This is a genomic window from Sphingomonas sp., assembly GCF_017745215.1.
Taxonomy (GTDB): domain Bacteria; phylum Pseudomonadota; class Alphaproteobacteria; order Sphingomonadales; family Sphingomonadaceae; genus Sphingomonas.
Window position 1 is genome coordinate 158,769 of sequence record NZ_JAGHZV010000002.1, and the last position, 14,941, is coordinate 173,709.

Consider the following 14,941-nt stretch of genomic DNA (forward strand, 5'->3'; position numbering starts at 1 on the left):
CATCAAAAACCAGTCGTCATCCCGGCGAAAGCCGGGATCCAGGGCAGCAAGCTGCGTCGCCCGTGGCCCTGGGCCCCGGCTTTCGCCGGGGTGACGGGCAGGATTGAAGGGCGACGCATGCGTCACTTGCCGAGGATTTCCTTTTCCTTCGCCGACGCCGCCGCATCGATCTCGGCGATCGTCGAATCGGTGAGCTTCTGCACCTCGGTCTCGGCGCGCTTGCGCTCGTCCTCGCTGATCAGGTGCTTCTTCTCGTCGGTCTTGAGATTGTCGTTGCCGTCGCGGCGCACGTTGCGCACCGCGATCCGCGCCTTCTCGGCATATTGGCTCGCGAGCTTCGCCAGCTCCTTGCGGCGCTCCTCGGTCAGGTCGGGGATCGGCAGGCGCAGCGTCTGGCCGTCCATGATCGGGTTGAGCCCGAGGCCCGCCGAGCGGATCGCCTTGTCGACCGAACCGACGTTCGACTTGTCCCACACCTGCACCGAGAGCATCCGCGGCTCGGGCGCCGACACGGTCGCGACCTGGTTGATCGGCATCTGCGAGCCATAGACCTCGACCGTCACCGGATCGAGCAGCGAGATGTTGGCGCGGCCGGTGCGCAGGCCGCCGAGATCGTGCTTCAATGCCTCGACCGCACCGTGCATGCGGCGCTCGAGGTCGGCCTTGTCATAGGTAGGGGCGGCCATTTTCCGGCTCTCCTTTCTCTTCCTGCGTTCGCCCGTTGGTCAGGCGTGTTCGAGTTCGTTCTGGACGATCGTGGACGTGCCTTCGCCGCGCAGCACCGACTGGAGGTTGCCGGGCTCGCGGATGTTGAACACGACGATCGGAATGTCGTTGTCGCGGCAGAGGGCGACCGCGGAGGCGTCCATCACCTTGAGGTTGTCGGCAAGCACGCGATCGAAGCTCAGCGTGTCGTAGCGTTTCGCGCTCGCCACCTTCTTGGGATCGGCATCATAGACGCCGTCGACCGAGGTGCCCTTGAACAGCGCGTCGCAATTCATCTCGGCCGCCCGCAATGCAGCCGTGGTGTCCGTGGTGAAGAACGGGAGCCCCGTGCCGGCGGCGAAGATCACCACGCGGCCCTTCTCCATGTGCCGCATCGCCCGGCGGCGGACATAAGGCTCGCACACGCTCGCCATCGGGATCGCCGACTGGACGCGCGTCTGCACGCCGATCTTCTCGAGCACGTTCTGCATCGCGATCGCGTTCATCACGGTGGCGAGCATGCCCATGTAATCGGCCGAGGCGCGCTCGATTCCCTGCGCCGCGCCGGCGAGCCCGCGGAAGATGTTGCCCCCGCCCACGACCATGCAGATCTCGAGGCCGCCGTCATGCGCCGCCTTGATCTCGCCGGCGATGCGCTCGCACGTGTCGAGGTCGATGCCGAACTGGCCCTGCCCCATCAGGACCTCGCCCGAGAGCTTGAGGAGAATGCGTTTGAAGCTTGGGAAAGTCATCGAGCCAACTTGCGGGTGTGGGGAAGCGGCCGGGACCTTAGAGGCGCGGCACTGCGATGCCAAGCGCGGAAGCTTCGAAGTGCCGGTGGTTTTTCGATGCAGTCCCGCGGTTTCGCACGGCAGGATCGTACCGCCGCGGCACTTCGGCGCCGATCCTCACGGTTGCATGAACGGAAGGGGACGGCAGTATGTCGGCATGACCAGCAATGTCGAACTCGCCGCCCGCCTGCTCCATGATGCCGCGACCTTCTTCCGCAACGTCGCCGAACAGAACCCCGCGCTCGGCGAGCAGATGCGCGACAATGCCAAGGTGTACGACCATGTCGCCGAACTGGTCGAGCGCGATCCGTTCGGGACGATCGATATCGACGGGCCCGAGCGGACCGAGCTGCATTGAGGGCACAGGCCCTCGCCTGCTCCCCTCAGCCGCCATCCCGGCGAAAGCCGGGATGGCGGCTGATAGGTGGTCGAGGTTTACCCGAGAACGAAAACGGGCGCGGCCACCGAAGCGACCGCGCCCGTCTTATATCCCGAAGGAACCGAAGCTTACTTCTTCAGCCCCGCCGTCGCAGCGACTTCCGCCGCGAAGTCGCTCTCTTCCTTCTCGATGCCTTCGCCGAGCTGGAAGCGGACATAGTCCTTGATCACGATCGGCGAACCCGCGTCCTTGCCCGCTTTGGCGACGACGTCGGCGACCGGGGTCTTGCCGTCGATCACGAAGGGCTGGCTCAGCAGCGCATTCTCCTTGGCGAACTTCTTCACCGCGCCGTCGACCATCTTCTCGATGATCTCGGCCGGCTTGCCGCTCTCGGCCGCCTTCTCGGTGGCGATCGCGCGCTCGCGCTCGAGCACCTGCGGGTCGAGGCCGGTCTCGTCGAGCGCCAGCGGGAACTGCGCGGCGATGTGCATCGCGATCTGCTTGCCCAGCGGCTCGAGCACGTCGACGCCCGCGTCCGATTCGAGCGCGACGAGCACGCCGATCTTGCCGAGGCCGGGGGCCGCGGCGTTATGGACATAAGGGATCACCGCGCCGTTCGCGACCGAGACGGCCTTGGCGCGGCGGAGCACCTGGTTCTCGCCGATCGTCGCGATGTTCGAAGTCAGCACCTCTTCCACCGTGCCGCCCTGCGCCATCGGGGTCGCCTTGAGCGCGTCGATGTCGTCGCCCTTCTCGAGCGCCAGCGCGGTCACGTCGCGGACGAACGACTGGAACTGCTCGTTCTTGGCGACGAAGTCGGTCTGCGAGTTGACTTCGACCGCGACGCCCTTGGTGCCCGCGACGGCGACGCCGACCAGGCCCTCGGCGGCGGTGCGGCTCGACTTCTTGGCGGCGGCGGCGAGGCCCTTGGTGCGCAGCCAGTCGACCGCCGCTTCCATCTCGCCGTCGGTCTCGATCAGCGCCTTCTTGCAGTCCATCATGCCCGCGCCGGAGCGCTCGCGCAGTTCCTTCACGGCGGATGCAGTGATCTCGGCCATTTCTCTATTCCTCAGTCAAAAGGTCGGGCGGAGCAGTGCGATTTGCCCTGCCCCGCCCCGATTACGAGTTCGTGACGGAATCAGGCGTCGAGCTGGCGCTCGCCTTCCTCGGCCGTCTCGGGCTCGGTCGCCGCGGCCGGCGCCTCAGGCTCCGCAGCCGCGGCCGGAGCCGGGGCTTCGGCGACAGGAGCCGGAGCCTCGAACGCTTCCTCGACCGGCGGCTGCTCGGCCGCGCCGAAGTCCGCGCCGCTCATGTAGCGCGCTTCGTTGCCGCCGCGGGTCGCGGCGATCGCGATGGCTTCGCAATAGAGGCGGATCGCGCGGCTCGCGTCGTCGTTCGCGGGGACCGGGAAGGCGATGCCGTCCGGCGACACGTTCGAATCGAGGATCGCGACGACGGGGATTCCCAGCGTGTTGGCTTCCTTGATCGCCAGCTCTTCCTTGTTCGCGTCGATCACGAACATGATGTCGGGCACGCCGCCCATGTCGCGGATGCCGCCCAGCGAGAGCTTGAGCTTGTCCAGTTCGCGGGTGAGGTTCAGCACTTCCTTCTTGGTAAGGCCGTGCGTGTCGCCCGAGAGCTGCTCCTCTAGCGCCTTGAGGCGCTTGATCGACTGCGAGATCGTCTTCCAGTTGGTGAGCATGCCGCCCAGCCAGCGGTGGTTGACATAGTGCTGGCCCGCGCGCGACGCGGCCTCGGCGATCGCTTCCTGCGCCTGGCGCTTGGTGCCGACGAACAGCACCTTGCCGCCCGCGGCGACGGTGTCGCTGACGAACTGGAGCGCGCGCGCGAACAGCGGCACGGTCTGCGACAGGTCGATGATGTGGACGCCGTTGCGGTCGCCGAAGATGTAGGGCTTCATCTTCGGGTTCCAGCGATGGGTCTGGTGACCGAAGTGCGCGCCCGATTCGAGCAGCTGCTGCATGGTGACGACGGGTGCCGCCATAGGGATAACTCCTTCCGGTTGTGCCTTTGGGAAGCGGGAATTCCGTGCGCCGCTCAGCGGCCGGAACACCGGGTTATGATGCTTCCCATGCGGGTTGAGGGCGCGCCGTTAGCGCCGGTCGACGCAAAAGGCAAGAGCCCGTGATGCGGGATGTGGCGTGGGGACGACCGCGGTTCAAGGACTGCGAAATCGCGGTGATGGCGGAATATTCGTTTTTTGTTCCGCTTCTGTCTTGACAGTTGGAACATGAACGGAACATAAACGGTCCATCGGCGGACGATCGACGTCTGTTGGATTTGATGGAGCCAGGGCGATGGCGGCGATTGCGGGAACGATGTTCTTCCTCACGGTGCTGGGCTTCGCGCTCTGGACGATGTTCGCAACGATCCGGCCGAGGCTCGGGCGGATCGCCTTCCTGCTCGGCTATGACTCGGCGATCGGTGCCGAGCTGCCGCCCAGGCCCCGCGCCGGCGCGCGGAGCGTTCCTACTCCGGCGGCGGGCCAGGGTCGCCCGTCGCTCCGGATTGCCGCCTGACGCGGCGATAGGCGCGGACGCTGAGCGGGATCGTCGCGAGGTAGAGCAGCGAAGCGACCGCGAGCGTCGGCCAGGGCGCCGAGACGATCGCGGCGGCGACCACCACCAGCACCGCGACTGCCTCGAAGCGGATGCGCTGGCGGAGGCGAAGCGACGCGGCGGACCAGGTCGCGAAGCTCGAGATCATCAGGATCGCCGTGAAGGCGATCCACGGCGCGACGAGCAGCGGATCGCGGAACTCGGGCCGGCCGGTCCAGATCCAGAAGTAGATCGGCGTCATCGCGGTCAGCGCGCCGAGCGGTGCGGGAACTCCGGTGAGGAAGCCCGCCGACTTGTGCGGCTGGTGATCGAGGTCGATCTGGGCGTTGAAGCGCGCGAGGCGGAGCGCGCAGAATAGCGCATGGACGAGCGCAAGCAGCCAGCCGAGCCGCGGCACGCTCTCGAGCGACCAGAGGTAGAGCACCATCGCGGGGGCCACGCCGAAGGCGATCGCGTCGGACAGGCTGTCCAGCTCGGCGCCGAAGCGGCTCTCGCCGTGCATCATCCGCGCGATGCGGCCGTCGATCCCGTCGAGCACGCCGGCGATGAGGATCATCAGCACCGCGGTCTGCCACTCGCCGGCGATGGCGAAGCGGATCGCGGTGAGCCCGGCGCAGAGCGCGAGCGCGGTCACGAGGTTGGGCGCGATCGCGCGCAGCGGGATCCCGCGCTCGCCGCGGCGCCTGAACCGGCGGCGGCGGTCGACAGGGCTTGGGCGTCTCATCGAGGTCGTCTCACCCAAGGCCCCGCATTCCGCACCTCACTGCGCGACGCCGCCGACGTTCGCCGCGCCCTTGGCGGCGATCACCGTCTCGCCAGCGAGTGTGCGCTGGCCGAGCGCGACCTGGCAGCCATAGCCTTCGGGCAGATAGACATCGAGCCGGCTGCCGAAGCGGATCAGGCCGATGCGCTGGCCGCGCACCACCATGTCGCCCGCCTTGACGAAGCTCAGGATTCGCCGCGCGACCAGCCCTGCGATCTGGGTGAAGCCGATACGGAGGCCGTTCTTGTCCTCGACGACGAAATATTGCCGCTCATTCTCCTCGCTCGCCTTGTCCAGATCGGCGTTGAGGAACTTGCCCGAGACGTAGATCACATGGCGGATCGTGCCGCTGATCGGGGTGCGGTTGATGTGGACGTCGAACACGCTCATGAAGATCGAAACGCGCACGCGCGGCTTATCGCCCAATGCATGGTCGCCGGCGAGCTCGCGCGGCAGTGCGACGCGCTCGATCATCGTCACGAGCCCGTCGGCGGGCGCGATGATCAGCCCCTCGCCCGTCGGCGTCACGCGCACCGGATCGCGGAAGAAGGCGGCGACCCAGATCGTCAGCCCGATCAGCGGCCAGGTGATGAAATCCCACACGAACAGGCTGGCCAGGGCGATCGCTGCAGCGATCATGACGTATTTGCGCCCTTCGGTGTGCACTTCGGGGAAGCGCCACTTGACCGTCGAAGTGCCGACGGGGGGCTTGTCGATCGATGCCATCGCGCGGCTCTAGCCGTGTCCTGCTTGCAACACAATTGGACCGGGCCGATGATCGAGTCCGCAATCGAGGCGAGGACGAAGGCATGGCATTGCGATGGGCGGACCTGGCGTTCGAGCTCGACGAGACGCCGCCGGCAAGCGGCCGGGGCCCGGGCAATGCTATGCCGCGACGATCCTGCCGGTGTTCGAGGGCGGCACCTATGACGTCGACAATCTCTGGGTAGCGCCGTCGCGCGAATGGCTGGGGATGACCGGTTCGATCCACCAGCAGTTGCAAGACGTGGGCGACGGGGAGCAAGTCGTGTTCCGCATCGGCGAATAGGGCCTGTCGGACTTTCAACGGCGAAAGCCGGCTGCTTTGGCGTGGCGATCTTCGGGTTGAAGGCGCGCGCAACTCGAGGAACCTCCACCCCGAACTTGTTTCAGGCTCCAACTCGCCGCGGGCGACATCGCCCGGAGGAAAGGTTGGATGCTGAAGCAAGGGCGTGTCATCAGGGACGCTCTCTGAAAAGCGGGCCGCGAGGGAGGAGCGCCTCCTGAATCGTCACCCCGGCGAAAGCCGGGACCCAGAGCCGCAAGCGACGTCCTTCGTAACCCTGGGTCCCGGCTTTCGCCGGGATGACAGCCGCAGGAAGCAGCGAAACCCGTTCGGCACTTGATGGCACGCCCAAGTTCAGCATGACGGGCTATGCTGGCGGCAGAGCGGAAAAAACGCGGTCGATGCGATTCGACCCCTAAGCCACTCCGATCGTGCCCGACAGGAAGCGCAGCAGCCGCGCGCCATAGTCGGGCGTGCCGGTCGCCGAGATACCGCGATGGTCCAGCCCCGGCACCAGCCACAGCGACTTGGGGCCCGGCGCGGCGTCGAGCATCGCGCGCGTCTCTTCCGGCAGGGTGTAGCGATCCGCCCCGCCGCCAATAACCAGCACCGGCCCGTGGTACCGCCGTAGCGCCTCGAGCGGCGAGATCCGCGCCGGCCATACGCCATAGCGCGGCAGCGACTGGTAGCTGAGCAGCGGCTCGCCCGCCCAGCCCGCGAACCCGCCGGCGATCGCGGCGATGCGGTTGCGGATCGCATGGCGGATGTCCGGATAGACCGCCTGGAGCACCAGCGCGTCGGCGGGAAGCGGGCCCGCGTCGCCCAGCAGGCTCGCCGCGCCGCCGAGCGAGATGCCGATCACCGCGACCTTCGCGCCACGCTGGCGCTGCTTGAGCCAGGCGAAGGCAGCCGCGGCATCGCGGCTCTCGAACAGACCGAAGCTCTTCCGATGCGGGCTCGACTGGCCGTGGCCGCGGAAGTCGATCGTCAGCACGGCATAGCCCTGCCTCGCAAGCCACTCGGCGTTCCGCGCCACCGAGCCGCGCGATGCGCCATTGCCGTGGAGGATCAGCACCCCCGGCGCGTCGGGCCGCCGCCCGGGCCGATAGGTCGCGGCGATCGAGACGCCGTCCGACGCGGTCAGCTTGAAGTCGCGCGCCGGCGGGTCGGCCGGGGCGACTTCGGCCATCGTCGGCCGCACGGTCATCTCGCCGAACGCCCAGGCACCCGCGAGCACCAATGCCGCCAGCCCCAACGCGCCGAACCCGTACCACCGCTTCCGCACGATTCCCTCCCGCGCCGCCTTACTCGTCTAGCCATGGCGCCTTCGCCTTCCTAGACGTCGGCGCATGGACATCGCCCCCGCCACACCCGCAGACCTCGACGACTGGGCGCGTATGCGCCACGCGCTCTGGGGCGACGAAGCCTCGGCCGAGGACCTTCGCGACGAAGCGGCGGAAGCGCTCGGTGCGCCCGACACGCTGGTGCTGATCGCTCGCGCCGCGGACGGCAGCGCGGCCGGCTTCGCCGAAGCCGCGATCCGCCGCGACTATGTCAACGGCTGCGACACCTCGCCGGTCGCCTTCCTCGAAGGCATCCATGTCGAGCCCGCGCATCGCCGCCAGGGCCTCGCCTCCGCGCTGGTCGACGGGGTCGCTGTCTGGGGCCGTGCGCAGGGCTGCATCGAATTCGCCTCGGACGCGCTGGTCGAGGATGTCGAAAGCCACCGCTTCCACGCCGCCGCCGGCTTCGAGGAGACCGAGCGCGTCGTCTATTTCCGCAAAGCTCTCTGACCGCTCAGCGCCACCATCGCCACCACGGGCGCCGGGCGCGCGCGGGCGGCGGCGCCTCGGGGTAGCCGGTGCCCGAGACGACATGCTGATAGACGCCCGGCATCGGCTCGCTCAGCCCCTCGGGCTTTGGAAAGGGCTTGCCCTCGCGCAGCAGCAGGTTGGCGATCAGGAAGTCGAGCAGCCGCGCCTCATAGGCCAGGTCCTCGGCCGGCGGATCGGCCATGCGCCAGGCCGCGACCACTTCGGCGCCATCGCCCACCGGCGCCAGGTCGACGCGGAACACCCCGAGCCCGGTCCAGCTGCGGTGGAGGAACAGGCTCGGCGCGTCCCAATAGATGAACCATTTATCCTCCATCGCCTCGGGCACCAGCCCCGTTTCGAGCCGCACGCGCTCGGCCGCGGTGAAGCTGCGCCGCCAGTCGATCGGCACCAGCTCGCCGAAGGGAAGCGTCTTCCAGCTGTCGGCACGTGCAATTGCGTTCGTCATTGCCGCTTCACCCTGTTGACCCCCCTCGCCCCTTGCCCCTAGAGGCACCGGCAAACCCCTCCCCTCTCACGGAAGCGAGCATATGGCGAAGATCAAGGTAGCGACCCCGGTCGTCGAAATCGACGGCGACGAGATGACCCGGATCATCTGGGAATGGATTCGCGAACGCCTGATCCTCCCCTATCTCGACATCGACCTCAAATATTACGACCTCGGCATCGAGAAGCGCGACGAGACCAACGACCAGATCACGATCGATTCGGCGAACGCGATCAAGGAATATGGCGTCGGCGTGAAGTGCGCGACGATCACGCCCGACGAGGCGCGCGTCGAGGAATTCGGGCTCAAGGAGATGTGGAAGTCGCCCAACGGCACGATCCGCAACATCCTGGGCGGCACGATCTTCCGCGAGCCGATCGTGATCTCGAACGTGCCCCGGCTGATCCCGGGCTGGACCAAGCCGATCGTCGTCGGCCGCCACGCATTCGGCGACCAGTATCGCGCGACCGACTTCAAGGTGCCCGGCGCGGGCAAGCTCCGCCTCGTCTGGGAAGGCGACAACGGCGAGACGATCGACCGCGAAGTCTACAAGTTCAAGGACGCCGGCGTGGCGCTCGCGATGTACAACCTCGACGAGTCGATCCGCGACTTCGCGCGCTCGAGTATGAACTACGGCCTCAACCTCGGCTGGCCGGTGTATCTCTCGACCAAGAACACGATCCTCAAGGCCTATGACGGCCGTTTCAAGGACATCTTCGAGGAGGTCTACCAGACCGAGTTCAAGGACCAGTTCAAGGAAGCCGGCATCGTCTACGAGCACCGCCTGATCGACGACATGGTCGCCTCGGCGCTCAAGTGGCACGGCGAGTTCGTCTGGGCCTGCAAGAACTATGACGGCGACGTCCAGTCGGATCAGGTGGCGCAGGGCTTCGGCAGCCTCGGCCTGATGACCTCGGTGCTGATGTCGCCCGACGGCAAGACGATCGAGGCGGAGGCGGCGCACGGCACCGTCACGCGCCACTATCGCCAGCACCAGCAGGGCAAGGCGACCTCGACCAATCCGATCGCGTCGATCTTCGCCTGGACCGGCGGCCTCAAGTATCGCGGCAAGTTCGACGGCACGCCCGACGTGACGCGCTTCGCCGAGACGCTGGAGAAGGTCTGCGTCGAGACCGTCGAGAGCGGCAAGATGACCAAGGATCTCGCGCTGCTGATCGGGCCCGAACAGGCCTGGATGACCACCGAGCAGTTCTTCGAGGCGATCCGCGAGAACCTCGAGACCGCGATGGGCAGCTGGCAGTAATGACGTCGCGCTGGCGGCGCATCGGCTCGGCGGCCCTGCTCGGAGCCGTCGCCTGCGTCGCCAACGTCTCTACACGCCCCGGCTGCCGGCCTTTCGCCATCAGGCCGCGATCGGGCGGTACCAGCTCTATTCCGAAACGCCGATCCCGGTGGCGACGGGCGCGCGATGCTCGCCAAGGCCGATGCACGGCTTGCGACGAGCCGGCTCGATCGGCCGGACGGGCGGTTGCATCCCGCCAAGGCCAGAAGGCGCTGGCGGCTGCTGACCCGAACTCGAGCTGTACCTCGGGGCGGACGCGCTGCTCGGGCGTCAGGGCGACAGCCTCTTGAACCAATCCATCCCGTCATCCCGGCGAGAGTCCGGACCCAGGGCTGCGGGCGACGTCCTCCGCAGCTTTGCTTCCCGGCTTTTGCAGGGTGCCGGTTCGGGGGTAGCGATCACCCGCCGCTCAGCGACCGAAACCGCGCGCCATCTTAGGTCCGCTGCATTGCCGCGCTCGAGCGGATGGCGTCCAAGCCTCGCGCCGGCCGGCCGGCGACGATGCAAACTTGGGTCTTTGTCACATCTACCCCATGACATTCGCGTCCCGAGCCGCTTTAATGCCGTCATGCCGACACTAGCAAACAGTGGATTCAGCGACGCCCTGGTGATTCTGGGCGCCGCGGGAATCGTCATCCCGGCCTTCGCACGCTTCCGGATCAGCCCGGTGATCGGGTTCATCCTGGTCGGCGCGCTGGTCGGGCCCGCCGGGCTGGGGTCGCTGGTGAGCCACGCGCCCTGGCTCTATTACGTCACCATCTCGGACCCGCATTCGATCGAGCCCTTCGCCGAATTCGGCATCATCCTGCTGCTCTTTTCGATCGGGCTCGAGCTGTCGTTCAAGCGGCTCTGGTCGATGCGAACGCTGGTGTTCGGGGTCGGCGCGGCGGAACTGTTCGGCGCGGGGCTGATCCTAGCCGCGACGCTCTACCTCACCGGCCTGAGCGCCGGCGGGGCGTTCGGGCTCGGCATCGCGCTGGCACTCTCCTCGACTGCGTTGGTGGTGCCGATCGCCGGGACCGAGAGCCCGGTCGGCCGCGCCGCCTTCTCGATGCTGCTGTTCGAGGACCTCGCACTGGTGCCGATCATCTTCGTGCTCGGCGCGATGGGACCCGGCAGCAACGGCGGGTTCGGCCAACTGGGCCTGACCGCGCTGACGGGGATCGCGACGGTGGCGGTGCTCTACGTCGGCGGGCGCTTCCTGCTGCCGAAGATGTTCGCCCAGGCGGCGCGCACCAAGAGCCCCGAGCTGTTCCTCGCCGCCAGCCTGCTCGCCGTGATCGTCGCGAGCCTGGCAACGAGCGCCGCGGGCCTCTCGCCGATCGTCGGCGCGCTGATTGCCGGGCTGCTGATCGCCGAGACCGAGTACCACAGCGAAGTCGACGTGATCACCAAGCCCTTCCAGGGACTCGCGCTCGGCGTGTTCCTCATCACCGTGGGCATGCGGCTCGACCTCAACATGGTGCTCAAGGAATGGGGGGCGCTGCTCGGCGCCACGGTGCTGGTGATGGCGGTGAAGGCGGGCGTGACGATGACGCTGCTCCGCCTCTCCGGTGCACGCGCCGGCACAGCGGCGGAGACGGGCGTGCTGATGGCGAGCCCGTCGGAGACCACGCTGATCGTGCTTGGCGTCGCGGGCGCGGTGGGGCTGATCGTGCCCGGCACCGTCGCTTTCTGGACCACGGTGACGGCGATCGGGCTCACCGCCACGCCGCTGCTCGCCACCGCGGGCCGGCTGATCTCGCGCCGGATCGAGCGAAACGAGGGCGAACAGCCTGGCGAGACCGAGCCAGGCCGCGAGAGCCTGGGCACCGTCGTCATCGGCTTCGGCCGCGTCGGCCGCACCGTCGCCGACATGCTCAAGCGCCATGGCCTGCCCTATCTCGGCGTCGACGCCGATATCGACAACGTCAACGCCGCGCGGCGCGAAGGCTATAGCGTGCTGTTCGGCGACGTGACGCGCAGCGAACTTGTCGACCGGCTCAACCTCGGCCATGCCAAGGCGCTGATCCTGACGATGGACGATCCCGTGCTAACCGTGCGGCTGACGCGGCGCGTGCGCGGCTGGGTGCCGCACATCCCGATCATCGCCCGCGCGCGCGATACCGCCCATGCCGCCGAGCTCTACAAGGCCGGCGCGACCGATGCGGTGCCCGAGACGCTGGAGAGCGCGCTCCAGCTCTCCGAGGCGCTGCTCGTGGACCTCGGAATCGCGGTGGGTCCGGTGATCGCCTCGATCCATGAAGAGCGCGACGCGATGCGCAAGACGATCAAGGAAGCCGCGAATCTCGAGCGCGAGCCGCGATTCCGCCGTGTTCGTCAGGCAGAGCCGATCGCCGAAGGAGAGACCCCATGATCGAAGCCCTGCTGCTGCTCGCCGCCGGTGCCGCCGCGCCCGCCGACGATCCCTACGCCCCTGCCCGCGCCGGCCAGCTCCAGTGCGTCCGCCCCAATGTCGAGAAGAAGACCTGCGCGGCGATGACCCGCTACAGCTTCGGCGCGGGCGGCAAGGTGACGAGCGTCTCGACCCAGATGATCGCGCCCCAGCCGCTGATCACGATGGAGATCACCGACGACGAGAGCTTCGAAGGCAAGGCGCTCTGCTCGGTCGTGAAGGCAGAGACCTTCGACAACGCGGTGTTCAAGCTCGACGGCAATCCCGCCCCCGCCGATGTCGAGGGCGCGATCCGGCCGCAGCTCAACGGCTTCGTCGCGCCGCTGTTCGGCAAGAAGGCGTGCAGCCTGCTGGTGCCCGAGGGCGACCATTTGCTCAGCCAGGTGACGATGGACGGCGCCCCGATGGAGCAGCTCAACCAGCCGCTGATCTGGGTGAAACCCGAGGACGGCTATACGCTGGGGATGTAAGCCGTTGAGCGAGGGGATGATGTGATGTTCGAAGCGTTCGCAATGCTCGCCGCCGCCGCGCTCCAGACCGCCGACGCGCCGACGGACGACCCGCTCGCCCCCGCGCGCGCGGGGAGGGTCCGCTGCATCGATCCCGATGTCGCGCGGCACAATTGCAGCTCGATCGTCCGCTTCAGGGTGCAGGACGACGGCCGCTTCGAGGCGACCGTCTCGGGGATCATCGAGCCGCGCGTGATGATCGTCTACAAGATCAGCGGCGAGGTACAGGGCAATGCGGTCTGCTCGATCGTGCGGGTCGACGACTTCCTTGCGGGCAAGCTCTATGTCGAGGACAAACCCGCCACCGCGCTAGAGGCCAACGCCATCCGCGGGCGGCTGGTCACGCGGCTGAGCGAGCTCTCGGGCAAACGCCGCTGCTTCATCGATGGGACCGAAGGCCCCGGCGTCACGGCGAACGTGACGGTCAACGGGCTGTTGCACCCGGAGATGAAGCAGAGCGTCGCCTGGGTCTCGCCCACTGATGGCTATGCTGTGGCCGAATAGGCCTCAGTGCCCGCTGAGCTGCACCAGCGTGAGCATCAGCCAGTAGAGCCCGCCCGAGAGCGCCATCGCCACCGGCAGCGTGAGCAGCCAGGCCGCGGCGAGCTGGAGCACGGTTCGACCCTGCAGTCCCGCGCCACTCGCGACGGAGGCGCCCGCGACGCCCGAGGAGAGGATGTGCGTGGTCGACACCGGCAGGCCGAACTGGTCGGCCGCCAGGATGGTCCCCGCCGCGACCAGCTCGGCCGAAGCGCCCATGCCATAGGTCATGTGCTGCTTGCCGATCCGCTCGCCGACCGTGACGACGATCCGCTTCCAGCCGATCATCGTGCCCAGCCCCAGCGCCAGCGCCACCACGATCTTCACCCATTGCGGGATGAAGCGCGTGCCCGCCTCGAGCTTGCCCTGGTAATCCTTGAGCGCCGCGCTCTCGGCGTCGTCGAAGGTGCCCGGGTTCTTGGTGGCGAGCCGCATCGTGTCGAGCACGAGGTACATGTCGTTGCGCACGTTCGAAGTCGCCTCGGCCGGCACTGCCCTGAGCGAGCCATAGCCTTCGACGCGCTTCGACAGATCGGCCGACAGCGCCCCCATCGCACCGATCGCCTGCGCGCTTTCGGCCTTGCGCTGCTGCAGGGCGCCCTTGAGCACGGTCCGCGCGGCATCGGGCGTCATCGTCACGCCCGGCGCATGCGCCTGGAAGGCGGCGTTGGCGCTGCTCGCGCTTGCAACGAAGGCCGGCGTGGCGCTCGCGGGCAGCGTGCGGTTGAGCGCATAGGCGGTCGGCGCGCAGCCGATCAGGATCAGCATGATCAGCCCCATGCCCTTCTGTCCGTCGTTCGAGCCGTGGCTGAACGAAACGGCGGTGCAGGTGAAGATCAAGAGCGAACGGATGCCGGTCGGCGGCGGCGTGTTGGGCATCGGCGCCTGGTAAAGCCTGGGATTGCGCAGCACGACGCGCATCACCAACAGCAGGAGCAGCGCAGCGAAGAAGCCGATCAGCGGCGCCATCCAGAGGCCGGTGAGGATCTTGGTCGCCTGGCTCCAGTCGACGCCCGCGGTGCCGCCGCGCGATCCTGCGGTTAGCAGCTGGTTGGCGAAGCCGACGCCCAGCACCGAGCCGATCAGCGTGTGGCTAGAGCTGTTGGGCAGGCCGACGTACCAGGTCGCGAGGTTCCAAAGCACTGCCGCGAGGAGCAGCGCGAAGATCATCGCGAAGCCGGCGCCCGAGCCGACGTTGAGGATCAGGTCCACCGGCAGCAGCGTGATGATCGAATAGGCGACCGCGCCACTCGACACCATCACGCCGAGGAAGTTGAAGAAGCCCGACCAGACCACGGCGAAATGCGCGGGCATCGAATTGGTGTAGATCACCGTCGCCACGGCATTGGCGGTGTCGTGGAAGCCGTTCACGAACTCGAAGCCCAGCGCGATCATCAGCGCGAGCGCGAGGAAGGCGAAGACACCCACCGCCAGCTGCTCGCCGACCCCTGCGGTGTCGGTCATCACGCTCCAGCCGGCGAACGCCAGCCCGCCGATCAGGATCAGCGCGAAGAGCAGTTTTGCGAGAGGATGAGTCCGATATTCGAAGCGGGGGCTGCTCGTCGGTTCTCCCGACGGCGCCTGGTCCAGTGCTAGGGTCGCCATGACATCGC

At 67.6% G+C, this 14,941-nt stretch carries 17 protein-coding genes; 8 read left to right on the forward strand and 9 right to left on the reverse strand.

Annotated elements, in window-relative coordinates; genetic code table 11:
- Positions 1-122: 122 nt before the first annotated feature.
- Both frr and pyrH read right to left on the reverse strand, forming a co-directional pair.
- On the reverse strand, positions 123-686 hold the full coding sequence (gene frr, locus J7495_RS03345; RefSeq protein WP_294054660.1) for a ribosome recycling factor: 564 nt from the start codon (positions 684-686) through the stop codon (positions 123-125).
- 39 nt (positions 687-725) lie between these two features.
- A complete protein-coding gene (gene pyrH / locus J7495_RS03350; RefSeq protein WP_294054661.1) occupies positions 726-1,457 on the reverse strand; it encodes a UMP kinase in 732 nt (243 codons plus the stop codon).
- A 196-nt stretch (positions 1,458-1,653) separates the two neighbouring features.
- Between pyrH and J7495_RS03355 the strand changes: the two genes are divergently transcribed.
- On the forward strand, positions 1,654-1,854 hold the full coding sequence (locus J7495_RS03355) for a hypothetical protein (protein ID WP_294054662.1): 201 nt from the start codon (positions 1,654-1,656) through the stop codon (positions 1,852-1,854).
- 149 nt (positions 1,855-2,003) lie between these two features.
- On the opposite strand, the gene tsf is transcribed toward J7495_RS03355, so the two are convergent.
- Positions 2,004-2,933: a translation elongation factor Ts gene (tsf, locus tag J7495_RS03360; protein WP_294054663.1), complete on the reverse strand. Its 930-nt coding sequence runs from the start codon at positions 2,931-2,933 to the stop codon at positions 2,004-2,006.
- An 80-nt stretch (positions 2,934-3,013) separates the two neighbouring features.
- Entirely contained in the window at positions 3,014-3,880 is an 867-nt protein-coding gene (gene rpsB, locus J7495_RS03365) for a 30S ribosomal protein S2 (protein ID WP_294054664.1), read from the reverse strand.
- Positions 3,881-4,193: 313 nt separating this feature from the next.
- Between rpsB and J7495_RS03370 the strand changes: the two genes are divergently transcribed.
- Positions 4,194-4,415: a hypothetical protein gene (locus J7495_RS03370; RefSeq protein ID WP_294054665.1), complete on the forward strand. Its 222-nt coding sequence runs from the start codon at positions 4,194-4,196 to the stop codon at positions 4,413-4,415.
- Here J7495_RS03370 and J7495_RS03375 read toward each other — a convergent pair.
- A complete protein-coding gene (locus tag J7495_RS03375; RefSeq protein WP_294054666.1) occupies positions 4,366-5,178 on the reverse strand; it encodes a phosphatidylcholine/phosphatidylserine synthase in 813 nt (270 codons plus the stop codon). The genes J7495_RS03370 and J7495_RS03375 overlap by 50 nt on opposite strands.
- A 36-nt stretch (positions 5,179-5,214) precedes the next feature.
- Positions 5,215-5,943 carry a phosphatidylserine decarboxylase gene (locus J7495_RS03380; protein ID WP_294054667.1) on the reverse strand — a complete coding sequence of 243 codons (729 nt, stop codon included), beginning with the start codon at positions 5,941-5,943 and terminating at the stop codon, positions 5,215-5,217.
- A gap of 94 nt (positions 5,944-6,037) precedes the next feature.
- On the opposite strand from J7495_RS03380, the gene J7495_RS03385 reads away from it, so the two are divergent.
- Positions 6,038-6,265, forward strand: a complete 228-nt coding sequence (locus J7495_RS03385; protein ID WP_294054668.1) for a hypothetical protein — start codon at positions 6,038-6,040, stop codon at positions 6,263-6,265.
- A gap of 412 nt (positions 6,266-6,677) precedes the next feature.
- Here J7495_RS03385 and J7495_RS03390 read toward each other — a convergent pair whose 3' ends face one another.
- Positions 6,678-7,547, reverse strand: coding sequence for an alpha/beta fold hydrolase (locus tag J7495_RS03390; RefSeq protein ID WP_294054669.1), 870 nt, complete (start codon positions 7,545-7,547; stop codon positions 6,678-6,680).
- A gap of 64 nt (positions 7,548-7,611) precedes the next feature.
- Here J7495_RS03390 and aac(6') point away from each other — a divergent pair, with 64 nt between their 5' ends.
- Entirely contained in the window at positions 7,612-8,055 is a 444-nt protein-coding gene (gene aac(6') / locus J7495_RS03395; protein ID WP_294054670.1) for an aminoglycoside 6'-N-acetyltransferase, read from the forward strand.
- Positions 8,056-8,059: 4 nt separating this feature from the next.
- On the opposite strand, the gene J7495_RS03400 is transcribed toward aac(6'), so the two are convergent.
- Entirely contained in the window at positions 8,060-8,542 is a 483-nt protein-coding gene (locus tag J7495_RS03400) for a hypothetical protein (protein ID WP_294054671.1), read from the reverse strand.
- A gap of 82 nt (positions 8,543-8,624) precedes the next feature.
- Here J7495_RS03400 and J7495_RS03405 point away from each other — a divergent pair, with 82 nt between their 5' ends.
- From J7495_RS03405 to J7495_RS03420, 4 genes are all read left to right on the forward strand, one after another.
- Complete coding sequence (locus tag J7495_RS03405; protein WP_294054672.1) at positions 8,625-9,845, forward strand: NADP-dependent isocitrate dehydrogenase; 1,221 nt, start codon at positions 8,625-8,627, stop codon at positions 9,843-9,845.
- A 607-nt stretch (positions 9,846-10,452) separates the two neighbouring features.
- On the forward strand, positions 10,453-12,240 hold the full coding sequence (locus tag J7495_RS03410) for a cation:proton antiporter (RefSeq protein WP_294054673.1): 1,788 nt from the start codon (positions 10,453-10,455) through the stop codon (positions 12,238-12,240).
- Entirely contained in the window at positions 12,237-12,749 is a 513-nt protein-coding gene (locus tag J7495_RS03415; protein WP_294054674.1) for a hypothetical protein, read from the forward strand. The genes J7495_RS03410 and J7495_RS03415 overlap by 4 nt, the downstream gene beginning before the upstream one ends.
- Before the next feature lie 24 nt (positions 12,750-12,773).
- The gene (locus J7495_RS03420; protein ID WP_294054675.1) at positions 12,774-13,292 is read left to right on the forward strand and encodes a hypothetical protein; all 519 of its coding nucleotides are present in this window, start codon (positions 12,774-12,776) and stop codon (positions 13,290-13,292) included.
- A 3-nt stretch (positions 13,293-13,295) separates the two neighbouring features.
- Here J7495_RS03420 and J7495_RS03425 read toward each other — a convergent pair whose 3' ends face one another.
- Positions 13,296-14,933: an inorganic phosphate transporter gene (locus J7495_RS03425; RefSeq protein ID WP_294054676.1), complete on the reverse strand. Its 1,638-nt coding sequence runs from the start codon at positions 14,931-14,933 to the stop codon at positions 13,296-13,298.
- Positions 14,934-14,941 lie beyond the last annotated feature (8 nt).